We start from the raw sequence: 25993 nt of genomic DNA, 5'->3' as shown, positions 1-25993 counted from the left end.
AACAAGAGGGCCACGGATAAAAAGCAGAATATAAGCGATGTGGCGCGGTAATATTAGCCAATGGCGCCGGACGATATTATTCGGACATGATAAAAGAGACGTGGAGATATTGCCTGCTGAATGTATACCGCGGGCCATTAAACCGGTACCACTTAACCCGGCTTATTAGACCACCCGCGAAACGATAGCCTGCAATATTAAGACCACTCGCCGGCCACCAGCGTATGCACATTAAAGGCGTCGCTCATGGATTTTCCGGTGGTAGGAGCGCCGGGCGCAATATTCGAACCAGCCTCAACGTCAGTGGCTTTGGCGATACCTACCTGGCTATGATCCTGATGACCCGATGGCGGAACGGGCGTGGCGGCTGATGCGCCAAAAGAAAGCACGCACAGCGCCAGGGCTGCGATGGTATAACGATTGTTTTTCATGATGTTAATTCTCTTATTACGGAAATCAGACCGGGCAATGTCGCCCTCCGGTCAGTGCTTGTTAGTATAGATCCAGATCACATATTTGTCCGTCGAATATTTAGCTATTTGTGTCAAATAGAATGAATATTTGTCAGGCGCCCGTGAATAATGGAGAAAAAATGGAGGGCTATTTCCTTTTTACAAAAAGTAAAACGAACGGCCAGAAAAAATAATATCACGAATTGCTAAAACCAAAACGAACAGGCCGGGGAAAACCCGGCCTGAAATATTACATCTTATACCCGAGGGAGAGCGAGGTCCGGCGATCGGTATGCTCCGGCGCGGACGCAGGCGGCTCAGAGTTCCAGGTCACGTTGTAGGCGACCTTCAGGGCGAAATGGGCGTTAATCGCCACGTTTAACGCGCTCTCTGAGTTGACCGTGGTGTCCTCGGCGCCGAACACCGATACCCCTTGCGAAAATTTGGCGTTATCGGTCATCTGCCAGGCCCATGTACCCGAAGCATAACCCAGCGGCTGGGTATCAGTATCCCCGTCGGTATATTCGTCATAGCGAACGCCAGGACCGAATTCAAACCGCAGACTGTGCACCGGCCCGTTGAGGATCTGACGACCATAGCCCGCCGTCACAACATCGCGCTGTTGATAGCCGTTGTAGCGGTCAGTTAGCCAGCTTCCCTGACCAAAGACATAGTTCATATCGGTCAGGTTGTAGCGGCTACGTCCGCCGACAGCATATTTTTCTGAGGATCGCTCATCATTGGACGACGTGTTGCTGGCGTTGCCCCACAGCGACCAGGCGGTGGTATTACCATACCAGGTCAGGGTGGAATCCGCCGTCATCGAAGAGCTCTTGGTGTTGCCGGACTGCGCCAGGTAGCCTGCGTTAACCACCCTTCGAACGGTTTTTTGGCAGCGGAAGGGTCATCCATGACGGTAAATACAGAATCATCGGCCATTGCGCCAACAGACGCAAAAAGCCCCCCGCCAGCATAACCGCTGCGGGTACTGTCTTTAAAAGCTTCATTATAACTCTCTAAAATACATTTTTTTAGGACAGTACAAATGATGAACAGGCATAATCTCGCCGGCTCATTGAATTTAGCGTCCGTACAACATAAAAGAGACCTGAGGGTCCCGGAAACTTTCGCGAGGATCGCGGAGTGCAGGTCCTAAGAAAGGTAGCAAATTATAAAAAAGCACGAATAACATAGCAATCACTTACTCTTTCGTTTTTTGAATAAGACAGCTCCGGAAACAATCTTTATTTCATAATGAAAATAGAGGCATCTTTGCAAAACTGTCAGGAACTGGACTTTCCCTCCCGAGTCATCGTGCCATGCTTAAATTAACGACAGTCGCCGTATTAAGGAGGAGAAGGAATGACCAAAATTTACACGCTCACGCTGGCCCCTCGCTGGATAGCGCCACGCAAACCCCACAGATCTACCCGGAAGGCAAACTTCGCTGCAGCGCGCCGGTATTTGAACCTGGCGGCGGCGGGATCAACGTGGCCCGCGCCGTGACCTTTCTCGGCGGCAAAGCCACCGCCATTTTCCCGGTCGGTGGCGCTACCGGCGAGCATCTTGCCGCCCTGCTGGCCGATGAGCAGGTGCCGGTCGAGACCGTCGAAACCCGCGACTGGACGCGGCAAAACCTGCACGTCCACGTGGCCGCCAGCGGCGAACAGTATCGCTTCGTTATGCCCGGCGCGGCACTGACGGACGATGAATTCCGCCGTCTGGAAGAGAAGGTTCTGACTATCGAACCCGGCTCTCTGCTGGTGGTCAGCGGCAGCCTGCCGCCAGGTATTAGCGTCGATAATCTGATGCAACTGGTGAAAAATGCGCAACAGCAGGGACTGCGCTGCATCATTGACAGTTCCGGCGATGCGCTGGCCGCCGCGCTGGACGTCGGCAATATTGAGCTGGTGAAACCGAACCAGAAAGAGCTTAGCGCCCTCGTGCAGCGCGATCTCAGCCAACCCGATGACGTGCGCCTTGCCGCTCAGTCGTTGATCCAGTCCGGTAAAGTGCGCCGGGTGGTGGTCTCCCTGGGTCCGCAGGGGGCGTTAGGCGTGGACGCCAGCGGCAGCGTTCAGGTAGTGCCGCCACCGATGAAAAGCCAGAGCACCGTCGGCGCTGGCGACAGCATGGTGGGCGCCATGACCTTGCGTCTGGCGGAAAACGCCAGCCTTGAAGACATGGTACGCTTTGGCGTCGCCGCCGGTAGCGCCGCGACCATCAACCAGGGCACCCGCCTCTGCTCGCGGACCAATACGCAAAAAATCTATGATTATCTCTGCGGGCGTTGATCTTCCCGGCCCCCTCCGCGCCGGCGGAGGGGAATCACAATATAAGCAGGATGGTCTATGCTGGAAAGGCCATGCATAACAACGGGGTGTAGAGATGAGCAATGAGATTACCGCCTGGGTCGTCAGCGTGACCTTCCATGAACAGGCGCTGACGGAGATCAATGAGGTCAGCAACCATTTTACCCGTGCCGGGTTTGTACTGACGCTCAATGATGAAGAGGGCACGCCCCATGAGCTGGGTACCAACACCTTCGGCCTGCTGAGCGGCCAGACGGCCGAGGAAGTTAAGGCCCTCAGCGCTGGCCTGGCGGAAGCGGCCCTTGGCCGCCCGGCGGAAATCGCTGTGGCCACATTCGCCGAGTGGTTAAAAGCTCAATAAGTGCGTTTAGCGCAACGGAAAGCGTCAGTTGTGCGTCAGTTCCAGGTTTACCCGGTAGTAATGCGCTAACCTTATGATATGGTGGAAAACATGGGGAGAGACAGCATGTGGCAAGCAATCAGTACTCTTTTACGCGATTGGCATACCGAAGACGCTGAAATCGAACTGAAAACCGAGCTGCCCGGTGGAGAGATCCATTCCGCCTGGCATTTACGCTTCGGCGGGAAAGATTACTTCGTGAAATGCGACGAACGGGAACTTCTGCCTATCTTCACCGCCGAGTCCGATCAGCTGGAGCTGCTGTCGCGAAGCAAAACCGTTCGCGTACCGCAGGTCTTTGCCGTCGGCAGCGATCGCGACTATAGCTTCGTGGTCATGGAGTACCTCCCTCCCCGTCCGCTGGATGCGCACAATGCGTTTCTGCTTGGCCAGCAGCTAGCCCACCTCCATCAGTGGAGCGATCAGCCGCAGTTCGGTCTGGATTTTGATAACGATCTTTCCACCACGCCGCAGCCCAACGCCTGGCAGCGTCGCTGGTCGGTTTTTTTTGCCGAGCAGCGTATCGGCTGGCAGCTGGAGCTCGCGGCGGAGAAGGGATTGCACTTTGGCGATATCGATACCTTAGTCGATATGGTACAGCAGCGACTGGCCAACCATCAGCCGCAGCCTTCGCTGCTGCACGGGGATCTGTGGTCCGGCAACTGCGCCTTAGGGCCGGATGGCCCCTATATATTCGATCCCGCCTGCTACTGGGGCGACCGCGAGTGCGATTTAGCCATGCTGCCGATGCATCCGGAACAGCCCCCGCAAATCTATGACGGCTATCAGTCCGTTTCGCCTCTGCCGTCGGGTTTTCTCGATCGTCAGCCGATTTATCAGCTTTATACTCTGCTGAACAGAGCGATTTTGTTTGGCGGCCAGCACCTGGTAACGGCCCAGCAGGCGCTGGATGATGTATTGATGGAGAAAATGCGTTAAACAAGCTTCACGGCGGACCTTGCCGGTCCGCCGCAGCGTTTTATCAGTTAATCTCGACGCCGTTCAGGCGGAATTTGATGGTCATCGTTACGCCGGTACCCGGTCTTCCCTGCTCATAACGCCATCTGCGCATCGCGCTTTTCACCTCGCGTTCGAACATATTCGCCGGCTGAGCAGAGAGGATCTGCAGATTATCAATGCGGCCATCAGGCGAAACGTCAAACTTCACCCGTACCGTCCCTTCAATGCGCAGCGCCTGAGCGCGCGCCGGATAGGACGGCTGAACGCGGCTGATCGCCCGCGGGCCGCTCGGAGCAGTAACGGTGGGTTTAGCCGCTGCGGTCGAGGTACTTGGCGCTGTACGCGCCGGCGCCGTATTGTTGTTTTCAAACGGCGAGGCCGGACGCGGCTCTGCTGCCGGCTTCACTTCCCGCTTCGGCTGTTCAACCTTTTTCTCCGGCTTAGGCTTGGGTTTAGGTTTGGGCTTCGGCTTAGGTTCCGGTTTATGGATCACCACCGGCGCCTCTTTCGGCGGTTCAGGCGCTACCTCTGGCTCCGGCTCAGGTTCGGGTTCAACAACGGGCTCCACGACAGGCTGCGCCGCCGGAGGCGGCTCAAGATCGGCCGGCGCCACCATTGTGATCTCTATCGGCTGCGTCGGAGAAGGCTGTTCAATAACCTGATGTACCGAGGTATAAAGCAGCCCCGCCACAACGGCACCGTGGATAGCCACGGACAGCAGCGTTGGCCACGGAAAGCGGCGAGGTAAATCAAGGGTCATTGCGCTCATAGTCGTTTCTGTTGAAAAATGATGCTCCGATTTTAAATGCAAATAGCAATCATATTCAATAAGGCGTCTTAACCTGAGTCAATTTTTGCCGCCATTTGCAGAAAAAAGCTGCGTCGGCAGTGCTTTCCACTCCAGAGCGCATCTTTGCATTGCAGTCCATCGCTGTTTAACTTAACGTAATTCGCCTGATTATTAATAAGGAGCTTTGCCGTGCTTTACGTTATCTACGCTGAAGATATCGCCGATTCTCTGGAAAAGCGGCTGTCGGTTCGCCCCGCGCATCTCGCGCGTTTACAACTCTTACACGATGAAGGCCGACTGCTTACCGCCGGGCCAATGCCGGCCGTTGACAGTAACGAACCGGGCGCAGCAGGATTCAGCGGCTCAACGGTGATTGCCGAGTTTGAATCGCTGGAAGCGGCCCAGGCCTGGGCCAATGACGATCCGTATATCGCCGCCGGGGTTTACCGCCAGGTCTCTGTTAAGCCATACAAAAAGGTTTTTTGAAAATACCCTTTCCTTTTTCTGGCTAACCACAAAAACACCCAGGTCATCAGAATGAAGGGCGCATTTTGGTACACGACATTGAAGTGTCGCCCTTTTTAACCTCGCGAAAGCGTTGACTGTTATCCGCCTGAGAAGCCTGGAAGATGAGCACGCACTTTCTCCTGCTACCCCATCATCGACCATCGCCTCGCTTTTTTCGGCAATGGAAAATGCTGACAAAACATCGACGCCGCGCGTGATAGTGAATTACTAATACCTTGTGTAAGGCTGTTAGGGAGGATCGCGTTGTTATTTAGCGCTTGCATTTAATGTCAGCACATCCTGATATAGCCCTATAAATCCACAGTGCAATAGAATGAAAAAAATAACTGAAAGATAGTTGCTTAACGACAGATATGAAAGCCCGAAAAAAATATTATTGGGCATCCACTGCGGATGCCGCGGAACCGAACGTAGCCCATCTTGCTATATTCAGGACCGTAGCCGCTTGAAAGCACGTGGAAATAACCCCCTTGTAGACAAAGGTTTACCTGGCAGGCATAAAGGGATATTAACTACGCTGCCAGCGTTAAGTTGCTGAGCATCATTTTTAAAGCCTATTAATTTCGTTGCGTAAACTTCACGCAGAGTGATAGTAGGGGCATCACTGCTTGATTAAAAAATTTGAAAGGGAATAACAAATGTTTTCAATAAGCCCTGTATTTTTTTGGGCTAACATTTATGTATCTGCCGATTTTGAGGATTATTGTGTGAATACCCTGAAAAAAACCGCATTGCTTTCTGTACTTGCCTTATATATTCCTGTGTCGCAAGCCGCGGCTAAGGAATACAGTCTTGATCCACAGCATACCTCGGTTGTGATCTCCTGGAACCATTTCGGCTTCTCAAACCCTACCGCCTATATCTCTGATGTTTCAGGGAAACTGGCCTTTGATAAAGAGAATCCGGAGAAATCCTCGGTGAACGTCACGCTGCCAGTGAAAACCATTGACGCTCACGTCAAGGCGTTAACGGATGAGTTTTTAGGCAAAGAGTATTTTGATGTTAAAACGTTTCCCGAAGCCACTTTCCAGAGTACCAAAGTGGAAAGCAAAGGCGACAATAAATATGATGTGGAAGGTAATTTGACCATTAAAGGCATCACCAAACCGGTGGTCCTGCATGCCGTCCTGAATAAGCAGGATATGCACCCAATGGTGAAAAAAGAGGCCATTGGATTTGATGCCACCGGGGTGATAAAACGTTCAGACTTTAAGCTTGATAAATATGTGCCGGCGGTAAGTGATAACGTCACCATCACGTTATCCACGGAAGCCTATGCAAAATAAGTAAAAGCTGGCGCAACGATTGCGTTTTATTCAGGATGCTTATTGCATGGCCTCTCTGGATAATATAACAGGCTCAGATTATTCATGGTCAGGATCGGTCGGTTCATTTAGCTTCAACGCGCTGGACCGCTTAATAACCCCCTTGCCTGTCTGAGTCTGTTTTCTCATTGCCTCAGCTCCCGCCTGGTTACCGCAGCTGGCCGGTCATATCATTAAGCATTTAACAACGCCATGCCCTTCCTGAGCGGCAATAAATGCTATCTGACGGTTATTTCCTGTCGCCGCAAGTGACTTGGCTCTGGCTCTTATCGTCCGTCATTACAAGCCAGGTGTAGCATCTCTTTTTCTCTGAGGCGGGAGCTCTGTTTTGTCGTCGCATCGCAGCATGAAAAACCATCATTGCCCTATGGCGATGTGCAACGGGAATTTAGCGCAGAGAGAAAACGACAACGGCACCGCGTACGGTGCCGTTTGCCTGCTCGCTTAGCTGTCAGGGAAGATAAACAGCAGGGCATGACGCTGCCGTTTCACCAGTCCCTTCCTGATAGCGAGGATCCGCATATTGCGGCGCGATTGGGCTTCCAGCCAGCGCGCTTTACGGCGATTCACCTGTCTCAGCATGCGCCAGCGCCCTACTTCCGTTCTACTACGCTTCATTGCAACGACTCTACGAGTGAAAACAGCCCCCATTATAAACCTCTGCCAGCAACTGACTACCGCTTTCGCTGCGTTTTTATTTGCCAGAAAAATACTGATGCGTAAACTCATCACATATCGTCATTCAAAAGGATTTTACATCTATGACAACCTTTTACACGGTGGTGAACTGGCTGGTCATTCTGGGGTACTGGCTGTTGATCGCCGGTGTAACATTACGAATTCTAATGAAACGCCGCGCTGTCCCGTCCGCCATGGCATGGTTGCTGATCATTTATATCCTGCCGCTGGTGGGGATCATCGCCTATCTCTCCTTTGGCGAGCTGCATCTCGGCAAGCGTCGGGCCGAGCGCGCCAGGGCGATGTGGCCCTCCACGGCCAAATGGCTAAACGACCTCAAAGCCTGCAAACATATCTTCGCGGAAGATAACAGCCCGGTGGCCGAATCCCTGTTCAAGCTGTGCGAACGGCGTCAGGGCATTGGCGGCGTAAAAGGCAACCAGCTACAGCTGCTGACGGAATCTGACGACGTGATGCAGGCCCTGATCCGCGATATTCAGCTGGCCCGTCACAACATAGAGATGGTCTTTTATATCTGGCAGCCCGGCGGCATGGCCGACAGCGTCGCTGAATCCCTGATGGCCGCCGCTCGCCGCGGGGTTCACTGTCGGCTAATGCTCGACTCCGCGGGCAGCGTGGCCTTTTTCCGCAGCCCATGGGCGGCAATGATGCGTAACGCCGGTATTGAAGTCGTCGAAGCTCTTAAGGTTAACCTGATGCGCGTATTCCTGCGCCGGATGGACCTGCGTCAGCATCGTAAAATGGTGATGATCGATAACTATATCGCCTACACTGGCAGCATGAATATGGTCGATCCGCGCTACTTTAAACAGGACTCAGGAGTCGGACAGTGGATTGATCTGATGGCGCGAATGGAAGGCCCGGTGGCGACCTCGATGGGCATCGTCTACTCCTGCGACTGGGAAATAGAGACCGGCAAGCGCATTCTGCCGCCGCCCCCGGACGTCAATATCATGCCGTTCGAAGAGGCCAGCGGACATACTATTCACACGATCGCCTCCGGACCGGGCTTTCCGGAAGATCTGATTCATCAGGCTCTCCTCACCGCCGCCTATGCGGCGAAAGAGCATCTGATCATGACCACCCCCTACTTCGTACCCAGCGACGACCTGCTGCATGCGATCTGTACCGCCGCCCAGCGCGGCGTTGACGTGAGCATTATTTTACCGCGCAAGAACGATTCGCTGCTGGTAGGCTGGGCCAGCCGGGCCTTCTTCACCGAGCTGCTGGCGGCCGGGGTCAAAATCTATCAGTTTGAGGGCGGACTGTTGCATACCAAGAGCGTGCTGGTCGATGGCGAGCTAAGTCTGGTGGGGACCGTCAACCTGGATATGCGCAGCCTGTGGCTCAACTTCGAGATTACCCTGGTCATCGATGACGCCGGTTTCGGCAGCGATCTGGCGGCGGTTCAGGATGATTATATCTCGCGCTCGCGCCTGCTGGATGCCCGTCTCTGGTTAAAACGTCCGCTGTGGCAGCGGATCGCCGAGCGACTGTTTTACTTCTTCAGCCCGTTGCTGTAAAACGTGCCCATCAGATACCGAATGAGTAGCAATCATGGATATGGATTTAAACAACCGCCTGACCGAAGACGAAACGCTCGAGCAGGCTTACGATATCTTCCTCGAACTGGCGGCCGACAATCTCGACCCGGCGGACATCATTCTGTTTAACCTGCAGTTTGAGGAGCGCGGCGGCGCCGAACTGTTCGACCCTTCGGCAGACTGGGAAGAGCATGTGGATTACGATCTCAACCCGGATTTCTTCGCCGAAGTGGTGATTGGTCTGGCGGATACCGACGGCGGGGAAATCAATGATATCTTCGCCCGCGTTCTGCTGTGCCGCGAGAAAGATCATAAGCTGTGCCATATTCTGTGGCGTGAATAACCTTTAACATCCAGTAAAAAGCCTGCCGCGGTTCTCCCGGCAGGCTTTTTTTACGTCGCCAGCTTACTTCGGCAAGGCATGACCGCAGGCATGGCAGAAACGGGCGTTATCGTCATGGTCGCCCTGCTGACACTGCGGACACAGGCGCTGCTGTCGTCGACGATTCAAGGCGCTGGTCATATGCGTGGTGATAAGTCCGGTCGGTATGGCAATAATGGAGTAGCCGATCAGGATAAGAATGGAGGCCAGGATGCGACCCAACGGCGTGTGCGGCGTGATGTCTCCGTAGCCGACGGTGGTGATGGTCACGATGGCCCAATAGACCGAGGCGTTAAGCGTGGTAAAGCCGTATTCCGGCCCCTCAATCAGATACATTAACGAGCCGAAAATCACCATCACAATGGCGATAAACGAATAAAACAGGATCAGCTGATGGCGCGCGCTGACAATCGCTCGCCAGAACACGTTGAGCGAAGGCATAAAGCGCAGTAGTTTGAGAATACGCAGCGCGCGGATCGCCCGCATTGCCCGCCAGGCGAATACATAATTGAGGCTAATTTCCGGCCATAGCCACATCACATACAGCGGTAAAATCGTCGCCAGGTCAATCAGCCCCCAAAAGCTGAAAATATAGTGGAGCGGATTGGGCCAGGTAGCGATACGCAGCAGGTATTCCAGGGTAAAGACCGCGGTCACCAGCAGCTCCAGCCAGACGAAAATATGCCATTCATCTAATGTCAGGTGATATTGCGTGCCCAGTCCCGACTCGATAAATATCACCAGTACGCTGAGCAGGGCGAAAAGTCCGCACAGCCCTTCAAAGCGGCGGCCGGAACGTCGGTTCTGATCGAAAAGTAAATGATAAAGCCGCAGACGAGCGGCAGAAAGCATACCCACTTCGTTAACCTCGCAAAAAAAAAGGGCTGACCTGCGTCAGCCCCTGAGATTATAACGGGTCTACCTTAAGGCAGGAAACCGCATGGCGGAAACTGCCTTCCAGCACCGGGCGGGTTTTGGCGCACTCCGGTCCGGCAAGCGGACAGCGGGTGCGGAATACGCAGCCTGAGGGCGGATTAATCGGCGAGGGTAATTCGCCTTCCAGCAGTTGGATAGTTTTCGTTTTCTCGAGATCAGGATCGGGGATCGGCACCGCCGACATCAGCGCTTTGGTATAGGGATGCAGCGGATTATGGTACACCTCGTCGTAAGTCCCCAGCTCCACCGCATGGCCCAGATACATTACCAGAACCCGATCGGAGATATGCTTAACCACCGCCAGATCGTGAGCGATAAATATCAGCGATAGCCCCATCTCACGCTGCAGTTGCTGCAGCAGGTTGACGACCTGCGCCTGAATCGACACGTCAAGCGCGGAGACCGGCTCATCGCAGATAATCAGCTTTGGCTCAAGGATCAGCGCCCGCGCGATGCCGATACGCTGACACTGACCGCCGGAGAACTCGTGCGGATAGCGGTTGATCAGGTTGGGCAGCAACCCAACTTTCATCATCATCGCTTTGACGCGATCGCGCACTTCCTGACGGGGCATCTTCGGATGATAGGTACGCAGCGGTTCGGCGATAATTTCTCCGATGGTCATGCGCGGGTTCAGCGAGGCCAGCGGATCCTGGAAGATCATCTGGATATCGCTGCGCACGTCGCGCCACTCTTCCTGCTTCATGCCCAGCAGATCTTTACCCAGCCAGGCCACTTTGCCATCGGTCGCTTTCACCAGACCAATAATGGCGCGGGCGAAGGTCGATTTGCCGCAGCCCGACTCCCCTACCACACCGAGGGTTTCCCCCTCGTAAAGGCGCAGCGTCACGCCATCCACCGCTTTCAGCGTTTTCGACGGCTGCCAGAACCACTGCTTGCCATCTTTGATATCGAAGTGCACCTTCAGGTCGGCAATTTCGAGCAGGACTTTTCGTTGTTCAGTTACGGCGTTCATAGCAGATCCCCCACCGGTTTAAAGCAGGCGCGCAGGCGGCCTGGCGCGAACGATTCCAGCGGCGGCGCGCTGCTGCACTGCTCCATGGCATGCGGGCAGCGCGGCTGGAATGGACAGCCTTTCGGCAATCGCAGCAGGTTCGGTGGGTTGCCGGGAATGGTCAACAACGCATCGCCTTCCGCATCCAGACGTGGAACCGCATTCAACAGCCCAATAGAGTATGGGTGCGACGGTTGATAGAAGACATCGCGCGCCTGACCGTACTCCATGGTGCGCCCGGCGTACATCACCAGCACTTTATCGCAGATCCCTGCCACCACCCCAAGGTCGTGGGTGATCATGATAATGGCCGTGTTGAATTCGCGTTTAAGCTCATTCAACAGCGTCATGATCTGCGCCTGCACGGTGACGTCCAGGGCAGTGGTCGGTTCATCCGCAATCAGCAGCCGGGGCCGGCACAGCAGCGCCATGGCAATCATCACGCGCTGACGCATGCCCCCGGAGAACTCGTGCGGGAACATTTTCATGCGCTTACGCGCTTCCGGCATTTTTACCGCGTCGAGCATCTTCACCGACTCTTCAAACGCTTCGGCTTTACTCAGCCCTTTATGCAGCATCAGGACTTCCATTAACTGCTCGCCCACCCGCATATAGGGGTTAAGAGAGGTCATCGGATCCTGGAAAATCATTGAGATTTGTTCAGCGCGCAGTTTGTTCAGCTCACGCTCGGGCAAATTGAGGATTTGCCGACCGTTAAAGGTGGCGGAACCCCCGATGCGACCGTTGGCCGCCAGCAGTCCCATCAGGGCGAAGGCGGTTTGCGATTTACCGGAGCCCGATTCGCCCACAATGCCGAGCGTCTCGCCCGCCTGCAGGGTGAAGTTCAGATCATTGACGGCGGTGACGTCGCCATCCGGCGTTTTAAAGGTGACGCGAAGATCTTTCACGTCCAGCAGTAGCCCGCTGTGGCTCTGCGCTTGCGGCGCTTTTGCCGTTTCAATCATGGTCATGGCAGCGCTCCTTAGCGGTCTTTCGGGTCGAGGGCATCACGCAGACCATCGCCGATAAAGTTGAAACAGAACAGGGTCACCACCAGGAAACCCGCCGGGAACAACAGTAGCCAGGGCGAAACTTCCATTGAGTTGGCGCCATCGCTGAGCAATGCCCCCCAGCTGCTGAGCGGCTCCTGCGTCCCCAGTCCCAGGAAACTGAGGAAGGATTCGAAGAGGATCATGCTGGGGACCAGCAGCGAGGCATACACCACCACCACCCCCAGCACGTTGGGGACGATATGGCGCAGAACGATGCTCGCCGTCGAGACCCCGCCGACCTGCGCGGCTTCGATAAACTCTTTGCGCTTCAGGCTTAGCGTCTGCCCGCGCACGATACGCGCCATATCCAGCCAGGACACCATTCCGATGGCGACAAAGATCAGCAGGATATTCTGACCAAAAAAGGTCACCAGCAGGATGACGAAGAACATAAACGGGAAGGAGTTGAGGATCTCCAGCAGACGCATCATGACCGAATCCACTTTGCCGCCGAGATAACCGGAGAGAGAACCGTACAGCGTGCCGAGGATCACCGCCACCAGCGCCGCCGCCACCCCGACCATCAGCGAAATGCGCCCGCCGATCGCTACGCGCACCAGCAGGTCGCGCCCGGAGGAGTCGGTTCCGAAGTAGTGGCCGGAGGCCATATCCGGGGCATTGGACATCATGCCCCAGTCGGTATCGAAGTAGGAGAACGACGACACCATCGGCGCGAAGGTAACGAACAGCGCAATAAGCACCAGCATAATCAGGCTGGTCACCGCGGCGCGGTTATGCATAAAGCGGCGACGCGCGTCCTGCCAGAGGCTACGCCCCTCCACTTCCAGCTTCTCACTGAAGTTTTCCAGCGCCTCGCTATTTTTCTTACTTAACATCATGGCGAACTCCGGCTTCAGTAGCGAATCTTCGGATCGATAACGGCGTACAGCACGTCAACGATGGCGTTGAACAGGATAGTCAGGGCGCCAACGAGGATCGTCAGGCTGAGCACCAGCGAGTAGTCGCGGTTAAGCGCCCCGTTAACGAACAGCTGGCCGATCCCCGGCAGGCCGTAAATGGTTTCAATGACCATTGAGCCGGTGATGATGCCCACGAAAGCTGGCCCCATATAGGAGAGCACCGGCAGCAGCGCCGGCTTCAGCGCATGGCGCAGAATAATGCGACGCATCGGCAGCCCCTTCGCCCGCGCGGTGCGGATAAAGTTAGAGTGCAGCACTTCAATCATTGAGCCGCGGGTGATACGCGCGATGCTGGCGATATAGGCCAGGGAAAGCGCCACCATCGGCAGGATCATAAATTTCAGCGCCCCGCCGTTCCAGCCGCCGCCCGGCAGCCAGTGCAGGGTAATGGCAAAGATCATCACCAGCAGCGGCGCGACCACAAAGCTCGGAATAACCACGCCAGTCATGGCTACCCCCATCACCGCGTAGTCCCAGCGGGTATTTTGCTTCAGGGCGGCTATCACCCCGGCGGCAACGCCGATCACCACCGCCAGTAAAAAGGCGGCGAAGCCCAGTTTCGCTGAAACCGGGAAGCTGGCGGCCACCAGATCGTTGACGGAATAATCTTTGTATTTAAAAGAGGGACCAAAATCGCCATGCGCCAGCTGCTTCAGATAATTGAAGTACTGCGTCATGATAGGGTCGTTTAAATGGTATTTTGCTTCAATATTCGCCATGACTTCCGGCGGTAGCGTGCGCTCCCCGGTAAAAGGACTTCCCGGCGCCAGACGCATCATGAAGAATGAGATGGTGATAAGAATAAATAGCGTCGGAATCGCTTCCAGACAGCGACGTAAGATAAATTTTAACATTGCCCGTACCTTCTGGCGTGTGCCTTTGCACTGCTCTCAAATAAGACACGATGGAGCGAGCCGAGACCCGCTCCACGTATTGCCATTAATGTTTGATAACGTAGAGGTCTTTGGTATAGACGTTATCCATCGGGTCTTTACCGGTATAGCCACCGACCCACGGTTTCACCAGGCGGGCGTTAACGTAGTAATAGACCGGTACGATCGCGCTGTCTTTGTCCAGCTGCTGCTCTGCTTTCGCATAGGCCGCCGTGCGCTGCGCTTCATCGGATGCTTTTACGGATTCAGCCATAATCTTGTCGAACGCCGGGCTCTTATAGTGCGCGGTGTTCATTGAACTGTCAGAGAGCATGGTGTTCAGGAAAGAGGTTGGCTCGTTATAGTCGGCGCACCAGCCCGCACGCGCCACGTCATAGGTGCCCTGATGACGGGTATCGAGGAACGTTTTCCACTCCTGGTTGACCAGCTTCACGTCAATGCCCAGGTTTTTACGCCACAGCGAGGCGGCGGCAATCGCCAGCTTCTTGTGCAAATCAGAGGTGTTATACAGCAGGTTGAAGGTCAACGGTTTATCGGCGCTATAGCCGGCTTCGGCCAGCAGTTTTTTCGCTTCTTCGTTGCGTTTTTCCTGCGACCAGGTAAACCATTCCGGCTCGCTCAGCTTCGCGCCATCGGTATACGGTGGGGTGTAGCCGTAGGCCGGCAGATCGCCCTGTCCTTTCACCTTATTAGCAATAATATCGCGATCCAGACCCAGCTTCAGCGCGGTACGCACGCGCACGTCGGTGAACGGGGCCTTCTGGTTGTTGATTTCGTAATAATAGGTACACAGATAGGGGTCAACGTGCAGCTCGTTGGGGATCTCTTTTTTCAGCTTCTGGAAGAGTTCGATCGGCAGCTGGTTATAAGTCATGTCCAGTTCACCGCTGCGGTAGCGGTTAACATAGGTCACTTCGGAAGATGTCGGCAGCCAGGTAACGGTGTTAATGACGGTTTTAGCATTATCCCAATAGTGCGGGTTACGCTCCATCACGATCCGCTCGTTGACCACCCAGTCTTTCAGAGTATACGCGCCGTTGGTAACGATATTGCCAGGCTGCGTCCACTTTTCGCCAAATTTTTCGATGGCCGGTTTGTAGACGGGAGACATCGCCGGGTTAACCAGCAGTTTATAAAAATAGGGTACCGGTTCGCTGAGGGTGACTTCCAGCGTGTGGTCGTCAATGGCTTTTACGCCCAGCTCGCTCGGCGCTTTCTTGCCGTCAATGATTTCGTCGACGTTAACGATATGACCATATTGCGGATAGCTGGCATAAGGAGAAGCTGTTTTCGGATCCACCAGACGCTGCCAGCTGTATACGAAGTCCTGGGCGGTAACCGGCTCGCCGTTAGACCATTTTGCATCTTTACGCAGATGGAAGGTCCAGACTTTAAAATCTTTATTATCCCAGCTCTCCGCCACGCCAGGGATCGGGTGGCCATCTTTCGGCGAAGTATTCAGCAAACCTTCGAACAGGTCGCGGCTAATATTGGCCTCAGGCACCCCTTCGATTTTATTTGGGTCCAGCGATTGCGGCTCGGCGCCGCTATTACGTACCAGGGTTTGCTTCTCTGCCAGCTGCACACCAGCCGGGACATCCGCTGCCATTGCCATATTGCCGGCGATCAGTGCGGATAGCACTCCCGCGGCGATTAAACGCTTTTTAGTGATGATGGTCATTGTGTTGTAACTCCAGTCATTATAATTACTGGTTTTTTAACCAGCCTGTTTTTCCCGTTTTCGGGTTCTGTCCAACGCAGGAGTTTGCGATTGGCAGATTGCTATCACCGACTTATTTATTACGACCGCTCGAACGGCAGTCTTAACGTCGATTCGTTGCCCTCGCTGGAGGGTCGTTCTGGCGAAATGAGTTAATTAAAAATAATTCTCATTTGCGTACATAATTCAGCAGACGATAACGGCGGAAAGAACCAAAAGATAAACACCTCCGCCAATGCAATTTGCAAATATGTTACCGAATTCTCTTTTATTGCCGGTTTTGCCAGCGTGACAAGCGTTTGCCATAAAACGTCGATGTAAAAGTATCGTTATTTATCAGTCTATTACGATAATTTCATCAGCCAACATACTGAGCAGCGACCGCAAGATGGTTTTTTGTACAAAAATTTAACAATAGATTACTTTTTAGCACATTCATCTGCCGCCTTGTTAAAATTACTAATATCATTTCGATGATCCGACAGCAAGTACCAGAGAATGATGTGAAGAAAATAACATCACAGGAGGGGGAGGCGTGAGGAGAATGTTAAGAGAAATATTTCATATCTTAATGAAAAATATGAAATTAATAGCGATATCGCAAAATATTATCCCTACCGCCAGTTTCGCGCTGGCTAATAGGTTTTGCTAATAATCGCGCAGGCGTGAAGCGAGACTCCCCGCCTGCTGGCGACGAACTAACTCAGCAGTCCTGGGAAAAGTGCTTTAATCCCGGTCACAATAAACTCAATGCCGAGGGCCATCAGCAACAGGCCCATAATACGGGTGATGACGTTGATTCCCGTCTGCCCCAGCAAACGGACCAGCCACGGCGCCATACGGAAAATCCCCCAGCAGCAGAGGGCAAATACCGCTATCGCCAGTGAGAACCCGACCAGATGCACCCAGGAGTGGTACCGGGTCCCCCAGACGATAGTTGAACTGATTGCCCCTGGCCCGGCCATTAATGGTAGCGCGAGAGGAACGACGCCGATGCTCTCCCGGACCGCCGTCTCCGACTTTTCCTGCTTGTTCTGCTTATCTTCGCCGAGCTTACCGCTGATCATCGACATCGCGATGGTCACCACCAGGATGCCGCCGGCGATACGGAAGGAGTCAATGGAGATACCGAAAATCTGCAGAATGCCATCGCCGAGGAACAGCGACGTCAGGAGGATGATCGCCACCGACAGGTTGGCGGTGAGGTTGGTCTTATTACGCACCGCAGCCGGCTGATAGCTGGTCATACTGATGAATACCGGAATAATGCCAACCGGGTTAACCAGGGCAAATAAGCCGATGAAAAACTTGAAATATGCAGAAAAATCGAACAGTGATTGAGTCACATTGGGCTCCGCAGCATCATCAAAATTGGCGGTTGACTGTTAACAGCATAAAATAACTGCGCGAAACATACGCTTTTTACCTGCAATATTCATTATAAATATGCATAACCCGGTGATATGTATCGAATGTTAGCCATTTGTATATTTAATGCTAATCGTTTTTTTAATTTCAAAACCCTCCCATCACACTTGATCGAACCGGTCAAAAAGCAGCCAGCTGAAAGGTATCAGCAGCGACAATACTTGATCTAAATCACGTAATTTGTACTCAGAAGTGAGTAATCTTGATGACACCAACAGAGTGGAAGGCAGCAGTACCTGAAAGCGAAAGAGATAAAGCTTTTTTAGTAAATCGGTGAAACAGCGCCCTGATTTTTCTACATAAACATTTACATGCAAGCTGTTAACGGCCTGTCTATAATGTCGAATCGAGCGACTGATTTACTAAAAAAGTTTAACATTATCAGGAGAGCATTATGGCTGTTACTAATATCGCTGAACTGAACGCGCTTGTTGAGCGTGTCAAGAAAGCCCAGCGTGAATATGCCAGTTTCACTCAAGAACAAGTCGACAAAATCTTCCGCGCCGCCGCTCTGGCCGCTGCAGATGCTCGAATCCCTCTCGCCAAAATGGCCGTAGCCGAATCCGGCATGGGTATCGTTGAAGACAAAGTGATCAAAAACCACTTCGCTTCCGAATACATTTACAACGCTTATAAAGACGAAAAAACCTGTGGCGTTCTGTCAGAAGACGACACCTTTGGCACCATCACTATTGCTGAGCCTATCGGCATCATCTGCGGTATCGTACCGACCACTAACCCGACTTCAACAGCCATTTTCAAATCGCTCATCAGTCTGAAAACGCGTAACGCCATCATTTTCTCTCCGCACCCGCGTGCAAAAGAAGCCACCAACAAAGCGGCTGATATCGTGCTGCAGGCTGCCATCGCGGCCGGCGCGCCGAAGGACCTGATTGGCTGGATCGATCAGCCGTCTGTAGAACTGTCTAACGCGCTGATGCATCACCCGGACATCAACCTGATCCTGGCGACCGGTGGTCCAGGCATGGTGAAAGCAGCATACAGCTCCGGTAAACCTGCTATCGGCGTCGGCGCCGGTAACACCCCGGTAGTCATTGATGAAACCGCCGACATCAAACGTGCCGTAGCGTCCGTACTGATGTCTAAAACCTTCGATAACGGCGTGATCTGTGCTTCTGAGCAGTCCGTTGTGGTGGTTGATTCAGTCTATGACGCGGTTCGCGAACGTTTCGCCAGCCACGGCGGCTACCTGCTGCAGGGTAAAGAGCTGAAAGCCGTTCAGGACATTATCCTGAAAAATGGCGCGCTGAACGCGGCTATCGTTGGTCAGCCAGCGGCCAAAATCGCTGAACTGGCAGGCTTCACCGTGCCGGCCACCACCAAAATTCTGATTGGTGAAGTGACCAACGTTGACGAGAGCGAGCCGTTTGCTCACGAAAAACTGTCTCCGACGCTGGCTATGTACCGTGCAAAAGATTTCGAAGACGCGGTAGCCAAAGCAGAAAAACTGGTCGCCATGGGCGGTATCGGTCACACCTCTTGCCTGTACACCGACCAGGACAACCAGCCGGCTCGCGTGGCTTACTTCGGCCAAATGATGAAAACCGCGCGTATCCTGATCAACACCCCGGCTTCTCAGGGTGGTATCGGTGACCTGTACAACTTCAAACTCGCGCCTTCCCTGACTCTGGGTTGTGGTTCCTGGGGTGGTAACTCCATCTCTGAAAACGTTGGTCCGAAACACCTGATCAACAAGAAAACCGTTGCTAAGCGAGCTGAAAACATGTTGTGGCACAAACTTCCGAAATCTATCTACTTCCGTCGTGGCTCCCTGCCAATCGCACTGGATGAAGTGATTACCGATGGTCACAAACGCGCGCTGATCGTGACTGACCGCTTCCTGTTCAACAACGGCTATGCCGATCAGATCACTTCCGTACTGAAAGCTGCGGGTGTTGAGACGGAAGTCTTCTTCGAAGTTGAAGCTGACCCGACGCTGACCATCGTACGTAAAGGTGCCGACCTGGCGAACTCCTTTAAACCAGACGTGATCATCGCCCTGGGCGGCGGTTCCCCGATGGATGCGGCGAAAATCATGTGGGTCATGTACGAACATCCGGAAACCCACTTCGAAGAACTGGCGCTGCGCTTTATGGATATCCGTAAACGTATCTACAAGTTCCCGAAAATGGGCGTCAAAGCCAAGATGGTGGCGATCACTACCACTTCCGGTACCGGTTCTGAAGTTACGCCGTTCGCCGTGGTGACCGATGACGCGACCGGTCAGAAATACCCGCTGGCAGACTACGCGCTGACCCCGGATATGGCCATTGTCGATGCCAACCTGGTGATGGATATGCCGAAATCGCTGTGTGCGTTCGGTGGTCTGGATGCGGTGACTCACGCCCTGGAAGCTTACGTTTCCGTACTGGCTTCTGAGTTCTCTGACGGCCAGGCGCTGCAGGCACTGAAACTGCTGAAAGAGTACCTGCCGGCTTCCTATCACGAAGGTTCCAAGAACCCGGTTGCCCGTGAGCGCGTACACAGTGCCGCGACTATCGCCGGTATCGCGTTCGCTAACGCCTTCCTCGGCGTGTGTCACTCGATGGCGCACAAACTGGGCTCCCAGTTCCATATTCCGCACGGTCTGGCCAACGCCCTGCTGATCTGCAACGTTATCCGCTATAACGCGAATGACAACCCGACCAAGCAGACCGCGTTCAGCCAGTACGACCGTCCGCAGGCTCGTCGTCGTTACGCTGAAATCGCCGATCACCTGGGCCTCTCCGCACCAGGCGACCGCACCGCAGCGAAAATCGAGAAACTGCTGGCATGGCTGGAAAGCATTAAAGCTGAGCTGGGTATTCCGAAATCTATCCGCGAAGCTGGCGTTCAGGAAGCTGACTTCCTGGCCCACGTTGATAAACTGTCTGAAGATGCATTCGATGACCAGTGCACCGGCGCTAACCCGCGCTACCCGCTGATCTCCGAACTGAAACAGATCCTGCTGGATACCTACTACGGCCGCGAATTCGTCGAAGGCGAAGCCGGTGCGAAAGCCGAAGTTGCTCCGGTAAAGGCTGAGAAAAAAGCGAAAAAATCCGCTTAACCAACAGCGATAGCATCGCGACAAGCCCCGTCACCTGACGGGGCTTTTTTTATCCCCGCTATCAGCCATTCTTTATCGCCAGCTACGCCAACCTATAGCAGACATAAAAAAGGCGCCCACAGGCGCCTGTACGAGCTTCTGAGGGTATCAGCAGGGACGGTGCTGGTTTTGTACCTTGGTTAACGAACCGACGCTCAGCGCCTCTTTATAATGCTTACGGCAGACCGATACGTACCGCTCATTACCGCCGATGACGACCTGCTCACCCTCATTATAAGGACGCCCCTCCTGATCGAGGCGCAATACCATGCTGGCCTTGCGGCCGCAGAAGCAGATCGTTTTCAGCTCAACCAGCTTATCTGACCAGGCCAGTAAATACTGGCTGCCGGTAAAGAGCTCACCACGAAAGTCCGTCCGCAACCCATAGCAAAGCACCGGAATATCCAGCGTATCGACAACTTCGGACAGCTCATGAACCTGTTCACGCGTCAGAAACTGGCTTTCATCCACCAGCACGCAGTGAATCGGCTTTAGCTGGTGCTCCGCCGCAATATCGTCAAATAACGAGGTCTGTGGATTATACAATCGGGCCGGCGAGGAGAGCCCGATACGTGAACTGACTTTTCCGGCGCCAAAGCGGTCATCAATCTCAGCGGTATAAACGACGGTACGCATCCCCCGCTCCTGGTAATTGTACGAAGATTGCAACAGAGCGGTCGACTTACCTGCATTCATTGCAGAGTAGTAGAAATAAAGTTGTGCCATCGGCTGCGTGACCCCAATCAAAGTGTTTTATCGCGGCGACGATTGTACCATATTTTATGCGCACAGCCGCGCTTTCAGCAGGGGTATTGTCGCGAAGCTGAAGGGCCTGCAAACCGAAAGGATTAAGAAGATGAATTGAATTTTCAGGGCCACTATTTGTACGCCCCGTTACGCTACTGGCGCGGTAACCATTGTCTTTTCGTGCTTATAGACCGGTTGCCCATGGGCTATAAGCAGGGCTGCCGGTTGTTTTATATTAAGCCTTGTAACCAAAAATGCGCTAATACTGACGAGGGTTATTTACCCATGTAAAGGATCATTTCTCTCACTGAACCTCTCAAAAAGCATACCGTCTCAATGTTTTAGCTTGCCTTCGCCTCATCGCTATAAGCGATGAAAGATGTGAAGCGGCACGGGAATTTTAACTTAAATTAATTAATTCTCGCGACAAATAACCAGTAATTTTGAATTCCTTACATTCCCCCCTATTGCACAACGCATTTTATCGCTCTATTATTAGTTCAACAAACCACCCCACAATATAAGTTTGAGATTACTACAATGAGCGAAGCACTTAAAATTTTGAACAACATCCGTACTCTTCGTGCGCAGGCAAGAGAATGCACCCTGGAAACGCTCGAAGAAATGCTGGAAAAATTAGAAGTCGTCGTTAACGAGCGCCGTGAAGAAGAAAACGCTGCCGCGGCAGAAATTGAAGAGCGTACGCGTAAGCTGCAGCAATACCGTGAAATGCTGATTGCTGACGGTATTGATCCGAATGAACTGCTGAGCACCATGGCTGCCGTTAAAGCCGGTACCAAAACCAAGCGTGCTGCACGTCCGGCTAAATATAGCTATGTTGACGAAAATGGTGAAACCAAAACCTGGACCGGTCAGGGCCGTACCCCGGCTGTGATCAAAAAAGCAATGGATGAGCAAGGTAAATCACTGGACGATTTCCTGATCTAATCTCCGTTGATCGCTATAAAAAATCCCGCTGCGGCGGGATTTTTTTTGCCCTCAGGGCCGATATAAAAAAACCGGGAGTCGCAGATGCGCTCCCGGTTTGTACTTTCAACCGCGCGGCGGATTACTTCGCTACCGCCGTTTCCAGCCAGGCTTTAAAATCGTCGCCCAGCGTTTTGTGACGAATACCATATTCGACAAACGCCTGCATGTAGCCAAGCTTATTACCGCAGTCATGGCTCTTGCCTTTCATATGATAAGCTTCAACCGTTTCTTTCTCGATCAGCATATCAATGGCGTCAGTCAGCTGAATTTCATCACCAGCGCCCGGAGGGGTTTTCGCCAGCAGCGGCCAGATATCGGCGCTGAGGACATAACGCCCCACCACCGCCAGGTTGGACGGCGCAACGTCAGCTTTTGGCTTCTCAACCACGCCCACCATCGGTACGCTTTCGCCCGGCTTCAGGGATTCGCCTTTGCAGTCAACCACGCCATAAGCGGTTACGTCTTCGACAGGTTCAACCATAATCTGGCTGGCGCCAGTCTCATCGAAGCGAGAGATCATCTCAGCGAGGTTATCGCGGCTCAGATCGGATTCATATTCATCCAGAATAACGTCTGGCAGAATAACCGCGACCGGCTCATCTCCCACTACCGGATGGGCGCACAGCACCGCGTGACCCAGACCTTTCGCCAGGCCCTGACGAACTTGCATAATAGTCACGTGCGGCGGGCAAATAGACTGCACTTCTTCCAGCAGCTGGCGTTTTACACGTTTTTCCAGCATCGCTTCCAGCTCAAAACTGGTATCGAAATGGTTTTCGATAGAGTTTTTCGACGAGTGCGTTACCAGAACAATTTCAGTAATTCCTGCAGCGATACATTCATTAACAACGTACTGAATTAACGGCTTATCTACCAGCGGCAGCATTTCTTTTGGAATCGCTTTGGTGGCCGGCAGCATCCTGGTGCCTAATCCCGCAACCGGGATAACCGCTTTTCTGACTTTAGAATTAAGGGCAGCCATTGAAATCTCCTGGACTGTTTGTTTTTTAAACTTCTCGTTACAAATAACGTGTCGAGTATATCAGTCAACCGCGTATTCACTGGTCTGAAAAGCTGCCGATAGCCTCGAATTAGGACTTTTACGCATAAAACTGCTCGATGTTACCACCGCTAAAGGGCAAGAGGTAATCCCGTCTGCTTAGATATAAACGCAATTGCTCATTCCGCAGACAACATTAAGCGTAAACGACCGCCAGCCCCCAAATTTGGCACTGCCACGAGGTGCAGCGTTGGCTAATTTGGTTAAGATAAGCATCACCCAGCGTCCCCAAAGGAACGCCATTACTAATCTGAATTTGATGCTCCCCGTATTCAGCGTGCCATTAAGTCCCGCTGACACCAGAATTAAATTTTTCAGCCCGCTGTGGTAATACCCTACTAACAGAGGGAACTGGCCCGGAAGATTTGCCTGACGCAGCAGTTGATTCACCTGTTTTAACAAACTTCCCATTTCTGGTAGCCGTTGTCCCTGGTGCGCCAGTTGCTCCTGCAGCAGACCATTAAACAACGCGCGCAGCAATAATGCTGCCAACACGCCATTATCGCCTGCGCGTGTGACATCCAGACAATAGAAAGCCAAATCATTTTCCGAAAGCGGCGCGATATCGAGTACCAGACCGGGCTTGTCTGCCGACACCAGTTGTCGATAATGAATACGGCAGTGCGACATTTCCTGTTGCACCGGCGGCTGTAATTCCTGCAATAGTCTTGAAGCGGCGATGGGATTACTGACCAGCGCATCCCAGTCCTCAAATAAACGCTCTTCCTCTTCCACGCGCGAACTGAACATCGCGGGATAGAGGCAGGCGTAAACGGTCTCGCGCAGGCGATCGAAATCTTTTACTGGCTTTAACAGCACGTCCTGGACGCCAAGTCGCAACGCTTTAGCTATATCCGCCATGTTTTCGGTGGCGGAGATCATCAGGATCGGTAACTGTTCGCCGCGGTTACGCAGCGTTTCCACCAGCTCCAGACCGTTCATTCTCGGCATAGAAATGTCGCAAATCATCAGGTCCGGATGCACCTCCGTCATTTTATGCAGGGCATCCTTGCCATCTTCCGCCTGGAAAGTTGTTGCTCCCAGCGAGGTCAGCCATCCATGCAAGAGTGAGCGGAAAACGGGTTCGTCTTCAACTATCAGAATCTGTTTTCCCGCCAATGGCTGCGTCATGATATCTCCCCTGGCTGACGATAATTCAATAGTGGCACGCTATTCTCACTATCGCCTGTCAGAATTTGCTTAAGTCAGTAACTCGTACGTCAAACGGCTGTACGCACTAATGGTAATAATTCATCCATTTTCTTTTCTACCGCCAGTTGCCCCGCGGCGATCGCCTCTCCGGCGCGATGAAAATCAAGCGTCGAAACTTGCGGACAGTATGGCTGCAACAGGATATCCGGCGGGTCACCCGCCATACGATTGCGTTTAAGACGGTTTTCCAGTACCTGGATAGAGGTGGTCATGATCTCCATCGCCGTCGGCGTCACGGCCGTACGGCGGGAACTCATTCGCGTCAAGCGCGCGCGCAGACGAGTATGCCATGGCCCCTCCTTCTCTTCCGCTTCCTGCCGCGGCGTTTCAAGGGAGAACAAATCCTGCTGCATAAGATGGGCATCATGTTGCAGGTCGACGGCAATCACAATATCCGCTCCCATTGCCCGGGTGAGCGACACAGGAACCGGATTGACCACCGCGCCATCGACCAGCCAGTAACCATTATGCCTTACTGGCGACATTAACCCCGGCATACTGCAGGAGGCGCGAATGGCTAAATGTAGATCGCCTTCGGTAAACCACAGCTCCCTACCGGTGCTTAAATTGGTGGCAACAGCAGCAAACCGGCGCTCGCAGCGTTCAATCTCGGTGACGGGCATAATGCGGCGGTAATGATTGAATACCTTTTCCCCCAGCAGCAGTCCCCCCCTGCGCCAGGAGAGATCCATCAGCTTCAGGACATCCCAGTTGCTGAATGAGCAGACCCATGATTCGAGTGCCGGGAGTCGGTTACAGGCATACGCCGCCCCTACCAGCGAACCGATAGAACAACCGGCTACGATATCAATCTCAATACCGGCCCGCTGGAGGGCGTTGATGACGCCAATGTGCGACCATCCGCGAGCTGCTCCCGCACCTAGCGCCAGACCAATTTTAAGCTTTCTCATTAGTACTAATAACTATCCTTCCACTCTGAGCGTGGCAACATTGTCACGGCTCAGTTAACATAATGCCCTTTGGCGTAGAAGCGCCGTTACTCTTTCTTCCATGGAGGCAGTTTTGTCGCAATTATGCCCCTGTGGCAGCGCACTGGAGTATAGCTCATGTTGCCAGCGATATCTGTCCGGCGCTGAGCTTGCGCCGGGCCCGTCACAGCTTATGCGCTCCCGTTATAGCGCGTTCGTCATGAAAGACGCTGACTATCTAATCAAAACCTGGCACCCGTCCTGTCAGGCGCAGCAATTTCGCGCCGAGCTGGAGAAAGGGTTTTCCCAGACCGAATGGCTGGGCTTAACCCTGTTCGCCAGTGATGAGGGGCGAGCTCCAAATGAAGGTTTTGTCAGCTTTGTCGCCCGCTTTAATGACAATAACCGCCCTGGCGCCATTATTGAACGTTCCAGATTCTTAAAAGAAAATGGACAGTGGTACTATATCGACGGGACACGACCGCTGATTGGCCGTAACGACCCCTGCCCCTGCGGCTCAGGTAAAAAATTTAAAAAATGCTGCGGCCAGTAACGCTGGCGCAGCGCTTGCAAACATTACAGGATTTTCC

Annotated in this window: 25 protein-coding genes and 3 pseudogenes; 12 read left to right on the top strand and 16 right to left on the bottom strand. The window is 53.4% G+C overall.

From position 1 onward, the window contains the following. Window positions 1–197 precede the first annotated feature (197 nt). Window positions 198–431: a YdgH/BhsA/McbA family protein gene (locus LPQ25_RS10600; RefSeq protein WP_014907390.1), complete on the bottom strand. Its 234-nt coding sequence runs from the start codon at window positions 429–431 to the stop codon at window positions 198–200. A 271-nt stretch (window positions 432–702) separates the two neighbouring features. Continuing rightward, window positions 703–1459, bottom strand: a pseudogene (locus LPQ25_RS10595) (DUF481 domain-containing protein). A gap of 355 nt (window positions 1460–1814) precedes the next feature. Between LPQ25_RS10595 and pfkB the strand changes: the two are divergent. The 3 genes and pseudogenes from pfkB (at window position 1815) to LPQ25_RS10580 (ending at window position 4103) form a co-directional block, all read left to right on the top strand. Further along, a pseudogene (gene pfkB, locus LPQ25_RS10590) lies at window positions 1815–2746 on the top strand (6-phosphofructokinase II). Between the two features lie 94 nt (window positions 2747–2840). Next, window positions 2841–3125, top strand: a complete 285-nt coding sequence (gene ghoS, locus LPQ25_RS10585) for a type V toxin-antitoxin system endoribonuclease antitoxin GhoS (RefSeq protein WP_002910033.1) — start codon at window positions 2841–2843, stop codon at window positions 3123–3125. 105 nt (window positions 3126–3230) lie between these two features. After that, window positions 3231–4103: a fructosamine kinase family protein gene (locus LPQ25_RS10580; protein ID WP_002910036.1), complete on the top strand. Its 873-nt coding sequence runs from the start codon at window positions 3231–3233 to the stop codon at window positions 4101–4103. Between the two features lie 43 nt (window positions 4104–4146). On the opposite strand, the gene tonB is transcribed toward LPQ25_RS10580, so the two are convergent. Further along, window positions 4147–4893 (bottom strand): TonB system transport protein TonB, encoded by a 747-nt coding sequence (gene tonB, locus LPQ25_RS10575; RefSeq protein ID WP_020317059.1) that lies wholly within the window; start codon window positions 4891–4893, stop codon window positions 4147–4149. A 210-nt stretch (window positions 4894–5103) separates the two neighbouring features. On the opposite strand from tonB, the gene LPQ25_RS10570 reads away from it, so the two are divergent. From LPQ25_RS10570 to LPQ25_RS10560, 3 genes are all read left to right on the top strand, one after another. After that, on the top strand, window positions 5104–5400 hold the full coding sequence (locus tag LPQ25_RS10570; RefSeq protein WP_002910042.1) for a YciI family protein: 297 nt from the start codon (window positions 5104–5106) through the stop codon (window positions 5398–5400). 112 nt (window positions 5401–5512) lie between these two features. Then, window positions 5513–5653, top strand: a complete 141-nt coding sequence (locus tag LPQ25_RS10565) for a hypothetical protein (RefSeq protein WP_014343182.1) — start codon at window positions 5513–5515, stop codon at window positions 5651–5653. A 427-nt stretch (window positions 5654–6080) separates the two neighbouring features. Further along, window positions 6081–6728, top strand: a complete 648-nt coding sequence (locus tag LPQ25_RS10560; RefSeq protein WP_014907386.1) for a YceI family protein — start codon at window positions 6081–6083, stop codon at window positions 6726–6728. 483 nt (window positions 6729–7211) lie between these two features. Here the strand turns inward: LPQ25_RS10560 and LPQ25_RS10555 are convergent, their stop codons facing one another. After that, entirely contained in the window at window positions 7212–7385 is a 174-nt protein-coding gene (locus LPQ25_RS10555) for a YciY family protein (protein WP_004194006.1), read from the bottom strand. A 143-nt stretch (window positions 7386–7528) separates the two neighbouring features. Between LPQ25_RS10555 and cls the strand changes: the two genes are divergently transcribed. Then, entirely contained in the window at window positions 7529–8989 is a 1461-nt protein-coding gene (gene cls / locus LPQ25_RS10550) for a cardiolipin synthase (RefSeq protein WP_002910077.1), read from the top strand. A 34-nt stretch (window positions 8990–9023) separates the two neighbouring features. Continuing rightward, entirely contained in the window at window positions 9024–9353 is a 330-nt protein-coding gene (locus LPQ25_RS10545; RefSeq protein WP_002910079.1) for an HI1450 family dsDNA-mimic protein, read from the top strand. 63 nt (window positions 9354–9416) lie between these two features. Here the strand turns inward: LPQ25_RS10545 and LPQ25_RS10540 are convergent, their stop codons facing one another. The 8 genes from LPQ25_RS10540 to LPQ25_RS10505 all read right to left on the bottom strand — a co-directional run bounded on the left by LPQ25_RS10540 (window position 9417) and on the right by LPQ25_RS10505 (window position 17673). After that, window positions 9417–10244, bottom strand: a complete 828-nt coding sequence (locus LPQ25_RS10540) for an ion transporter (protein WP_002910080.1) — start codon at window positions 10242–10244, stop codon at window positions 9417–9419. 55 nt (window positions 10245–10299) lie between these two features. Beyond that, window positions 10300–11304: a murein tripeptide/oligopeptide ABC transporter ATP-binding protein OppF gene (oppF, locus tag LPQ25_RS10535; RefSeq protein WP_002910083.1), complete on the bottom strand. Its 1005-nt coding sequence runs from the start codon at window positions 11302–11304 to the stop codon at window positions 10300–10302. Next, the gene (locus LPQ25_RS10530; RefSeq protein WP_004151853.1) at window positions 11301–12314 is read right to left on the bottom strand and encodes an ABC transporter ATP-binding protein; all 1014 of its coding nucleotides are present in this window, start codon (window positions 12312–12314) and stop codon (window positions 11301–11303) included. Before LPQ25_RS10530 ends, oppF begins: the two co-directional genes overlap by 4 nt. Before the next feature lie 11 nt (window positions 12315–12325). Then, window positions 12326–13234 carry an oligopeptide ABC transporter permease OppC gene (oppC, locus tag LPQ25_RS10525; protein ID WP_004145396.1) on the bottom strand — a complete coding sequence of 303 codons (909 nt, stop codon included), beginning with the start codon at window positions 13232–13234 and terminating at the stop codon, window positions 12326–12328. 14 nt (window positions 13235–13248) lie between these two features. Then, window positions 13249–14169 (bottom strand): oligopeptide ABC transporter permease OppB, encoded by a 921-nt coding sequence (gene oppB, locus LPQ25_RS10520; RefSeq protein ID WP_002910089.1) that lies wholly within the window; start codon window positions 14167–14169, stop codon window positions 13249–13251. An 85-nt stretch (window positions 14170–14254) separates the two neighbouring features. Continuing rightward, window positions 14255–15889: an oligopeptide ABC transporter substrate-binding protein OppA gene (gene oppA, locus LPQ25_RS10515; RefSeq protein WP_004148754.1), complete on the bottom strand. Its 1635-nt coding sequence runs from the start codon at window positions 15887–15889 to the stop codon at window positions 14255–14257. A 737-nt stretch (window positions 15890–16626) separates the two neighbouring features. Further along, complete coding sequence (locus LPQ25_RS10510; protein ID WP_002910095.1) at window positions 16627–17274, bottom strand: YchE family NAAT transporter; 648 nt, start codon at window positions 17272–17274, stop codon at window positions 16627–16629. Window positions 17275–17457: 183 nt separating this feature from the next. Beyond that, window positions 17458–17673, bottom strand: a complete 216-nt coding sequence (locus LPQ25_RS10505) for a hypothetical protein (protein WP_004145398.1) — start codon at window positions 17671–17673, stop codon at window positions 17458–17460. Window positions 17674–17750: 77 nt separating this feature from the next. Between LPQ25_RS10505 and adhE the strand changes: the two genes are divergently transcribed. After that, window positions 17751–20426: a bifunctional acetaldehyde-CoA/alcohol dehydrogenase gene (gene adhE / locus LPQ25_RS10500; RefSeq protein ID WP_002910097.1), complete on the top strand. Its 2676-nt coding sequence runs from the start codon at window positions 17751–17753 to the stop codon at window positions 20424–20426. Window positions 20427–20573: 147 nt separating this feature from the next. Here the strand turns inward: adhE and tdk are convergent, their stop codons facing one another. Then, a complete protein-coding gene (gene tdk, locus LPQ25_RS10495; RefSeq protein WP_002910100.1) occupies window positions 20574–21191 on the bottom strand; it encodes a thymidine kinase in 618 nt (205 codons plus the stop codon). Between the two features lie 7 nt (window positions 21192–21198). Here tdk and LPQ25_RS10490 point away from each other — a divergent pair, with 7 nt between their 5' ends. Beyond that, window positions 21199–21330, top strand: a complete 132-nt coding sequence (locus LPQ25_RS10490; RefSeq protein WP_004145401.1) for a hypothetical protein — start codon at window positions 21199–21201, stop codon at window positions 21328–21330. 422 nt (window positions 21331–21752) lie between these two features. Further along, entirely contained in the window at window positions 21753–22160 is a 408-nt protein-coding gene (hns, locus tag LPQ25_RS10485; protein WP_002910103.1) for a histone-like nucleoid-structuring protein H-NS, read from the top strand. 121 nt (window positions 22161–22281) lie between these two features. Here hns and galU read toward each other — a convergent pair whose 3' ends face one another. The 3 genes and pseudogenes from galU to rssA form a co-directional block, all read right to left on the bottom strand. Next, window positions 22282–23184: a UTP--glucose-1-phosphate uridylyltransferase GalU gene (gene galU, locus LPQ25_RS10480; protein ID WP_002910105.1), complete on the bottom strand. Its 903-nt coding sequence runs from the start codon at window positions 23182–23184 to the stop codon at window positions 22282–22284. A 197-nt stretch (window positions 23185–23381) separates the two neighbouring features. Next, window positions 23382–24393 (bottom strand): annotated as a pseudogene (rssB, locus tag LPQ25_RS10475) (two-component system response regulator RssB). 89 nt (window positions 24394–24482) lie between these two features. Next, window positions 24483–25385 (bottom strand): patatin-like phospholipase RssA, encoded by a 903-nt coding sequence (rssA, locus tag LPQ25_RS10470; RefSeq protein WP_014907385.1) that lies wholly within the window; start codon window positions 25383–25385, stop codon window positions 24483–24485. A gap of 112 nt (window positions 25386–25497) precedes the next feature. Between rssA and LPQ25_RS10465 the strand changes: the two genes are divergently transcribed. Further along, on the top strand, window positions 25498–25956 hold the full coding sequence (locus LPQ25_RS10465; protein WP_002910109.1) for a YchJ family protein: 459 nt from the start codon (window positions 25498–25500) through the stop codon (window positions 25954–25956). Window positions 25957–25993: the final 37 nt, after the last annotated feature.

This window comes from Klebsiella sp. KPN54798, assembly GCF_021184225.1.
Taxonomy (GTDB): domain Bacteria; phylum Pseudomonadota; class Gammaproteobacteria; order Enterobacterales; family Enterobacteriaceae; genus Klebsiella; species Klebsiella pneumoniae.
This window is presented reverse-complemented; position numbering and strand designations above follow the sequence as displayed.

Coding starts and splice junctions, on each gene's coding strand:
- LPQ25_RS10600 (WP_014907390.1), bottom strand. CDS start 431: ATGAAAAACAATCGTTATACCATCGCAGCCCTGGCGCTGTGCGTGCTT.
- tonB (WP_020317059.1), bottom strand. CDS start 4,893: ATGAGCGCAATGACCCTTGATTTACCTCGCCGCTTTCCGTGGCCAACG.
- cls (WP_002910077.1), top strand. CDS start 7,529: ATGACAACCTTTTACACGGTGGTGAACTGGCTGGTCATTCTGGGGTAC.
- LPQ25_RS10555 (WP_004194006.1), bottom strand. CDS start 7,385: ATGAAGCGTAGTAGAACGGAAGTAGGGCGCTGGCGCATGCTGAGACAG.
- LPQ25_RS10560 (WP_014907386.1), top strand. CDS start 6,081: ATGTTTTCAATAAGCCCTGTATTTTTTTGGGCTAACATTTATGTATCT.
- LPQ25_RS10540 (WP_002910080.1), bottom strand. CDS start 10,244: ATGCTTTCTGCCGCTCGTCTGCGGCTTTATCATTTACTTTTCGATCAG.
- oppB (WP_002910089.1), bottom strand. CDS start 14,169: ATGTTAAAATTTATCTTACGTCGCTGTCTGGAAGCGATTCCGACGCTA.
- tdk (WP_002910100.1), bottom strand. CDS start 21,191: ATGGCACAACTTTATTTCTACTACTCTGCAATGAATGCAGGTAAGTCG.
- rssA (WP_014907385.1), bottom strand. CDS start 25,385: ATGAGAAAGCTTAAAATTGGTCTGGCGCTAGGTGCGGGAGCAGCTCGC.
- oppC (WP_004145396.1), bottom strand. CDS start 13,234: ATGATGTTAAGTAAGAAAAATAGCGAGGCGCTGGAAAACTTCAGTGAG.
- LPQ25_RS10545 (WP_002910079.1), top strand. CDS start 9,024: ATGGATATGGATTTAAACAACCGCCTGACCGAAGACGAAACGCTCGAG.
- LPQ25_RS10580 (WP_002910036.1), top strand. CDS start 3,231: ATGTGGCAAGCAATCAGTACTCTTTTACGCGATTGGCATACCGAAGAC.
- ghoS (WP_002910033.1), top strand. CDS start 2,841: ATGAGCAATGAGATTACCGCCTGGGTCGTCAGCGTGACCTTCCATGAA.
- galU (WP_002910105.1), bottom strand. CDS start 23,184: ATGGCTGCCCTTAATTCTAAAGTCAGAAAAGCGGTTATCCCGGTTGCG.
- oppA (WP_004148754.1), bottom strand. CDS start 15,889: ATGACCATCATCACTAAAAAGCGTTTAATCGCCGCGGGAGTGCTATCC.
- oppF (WP_002910083.1), bottom strand. CDS start 11,304: ATGAACGCCGTAACTGAACAACGAAAAGTCCTGCTCGAAATTGCCGAC.
- hns (WP_002910103.1), top strand. CDS start 21,753: ATGAGCGAAGCACTTAAAATTTTGAACAACATCCGTACTCTTCGTGCG.
- adhE (WP_002910097.1), top strand. CDS start 17,751: ATGGCTGTTACTAATATCGCTGAACTGAACGCGCTTGTTGAGCGTGTC.
- LPQ25_RS10530 (WP_004151853.1), bottom strand. CDS start 12,314: ATGACCATGATTGAAACGGCAAAAGCGCCGCAAGCGCAGAGCCACAGC.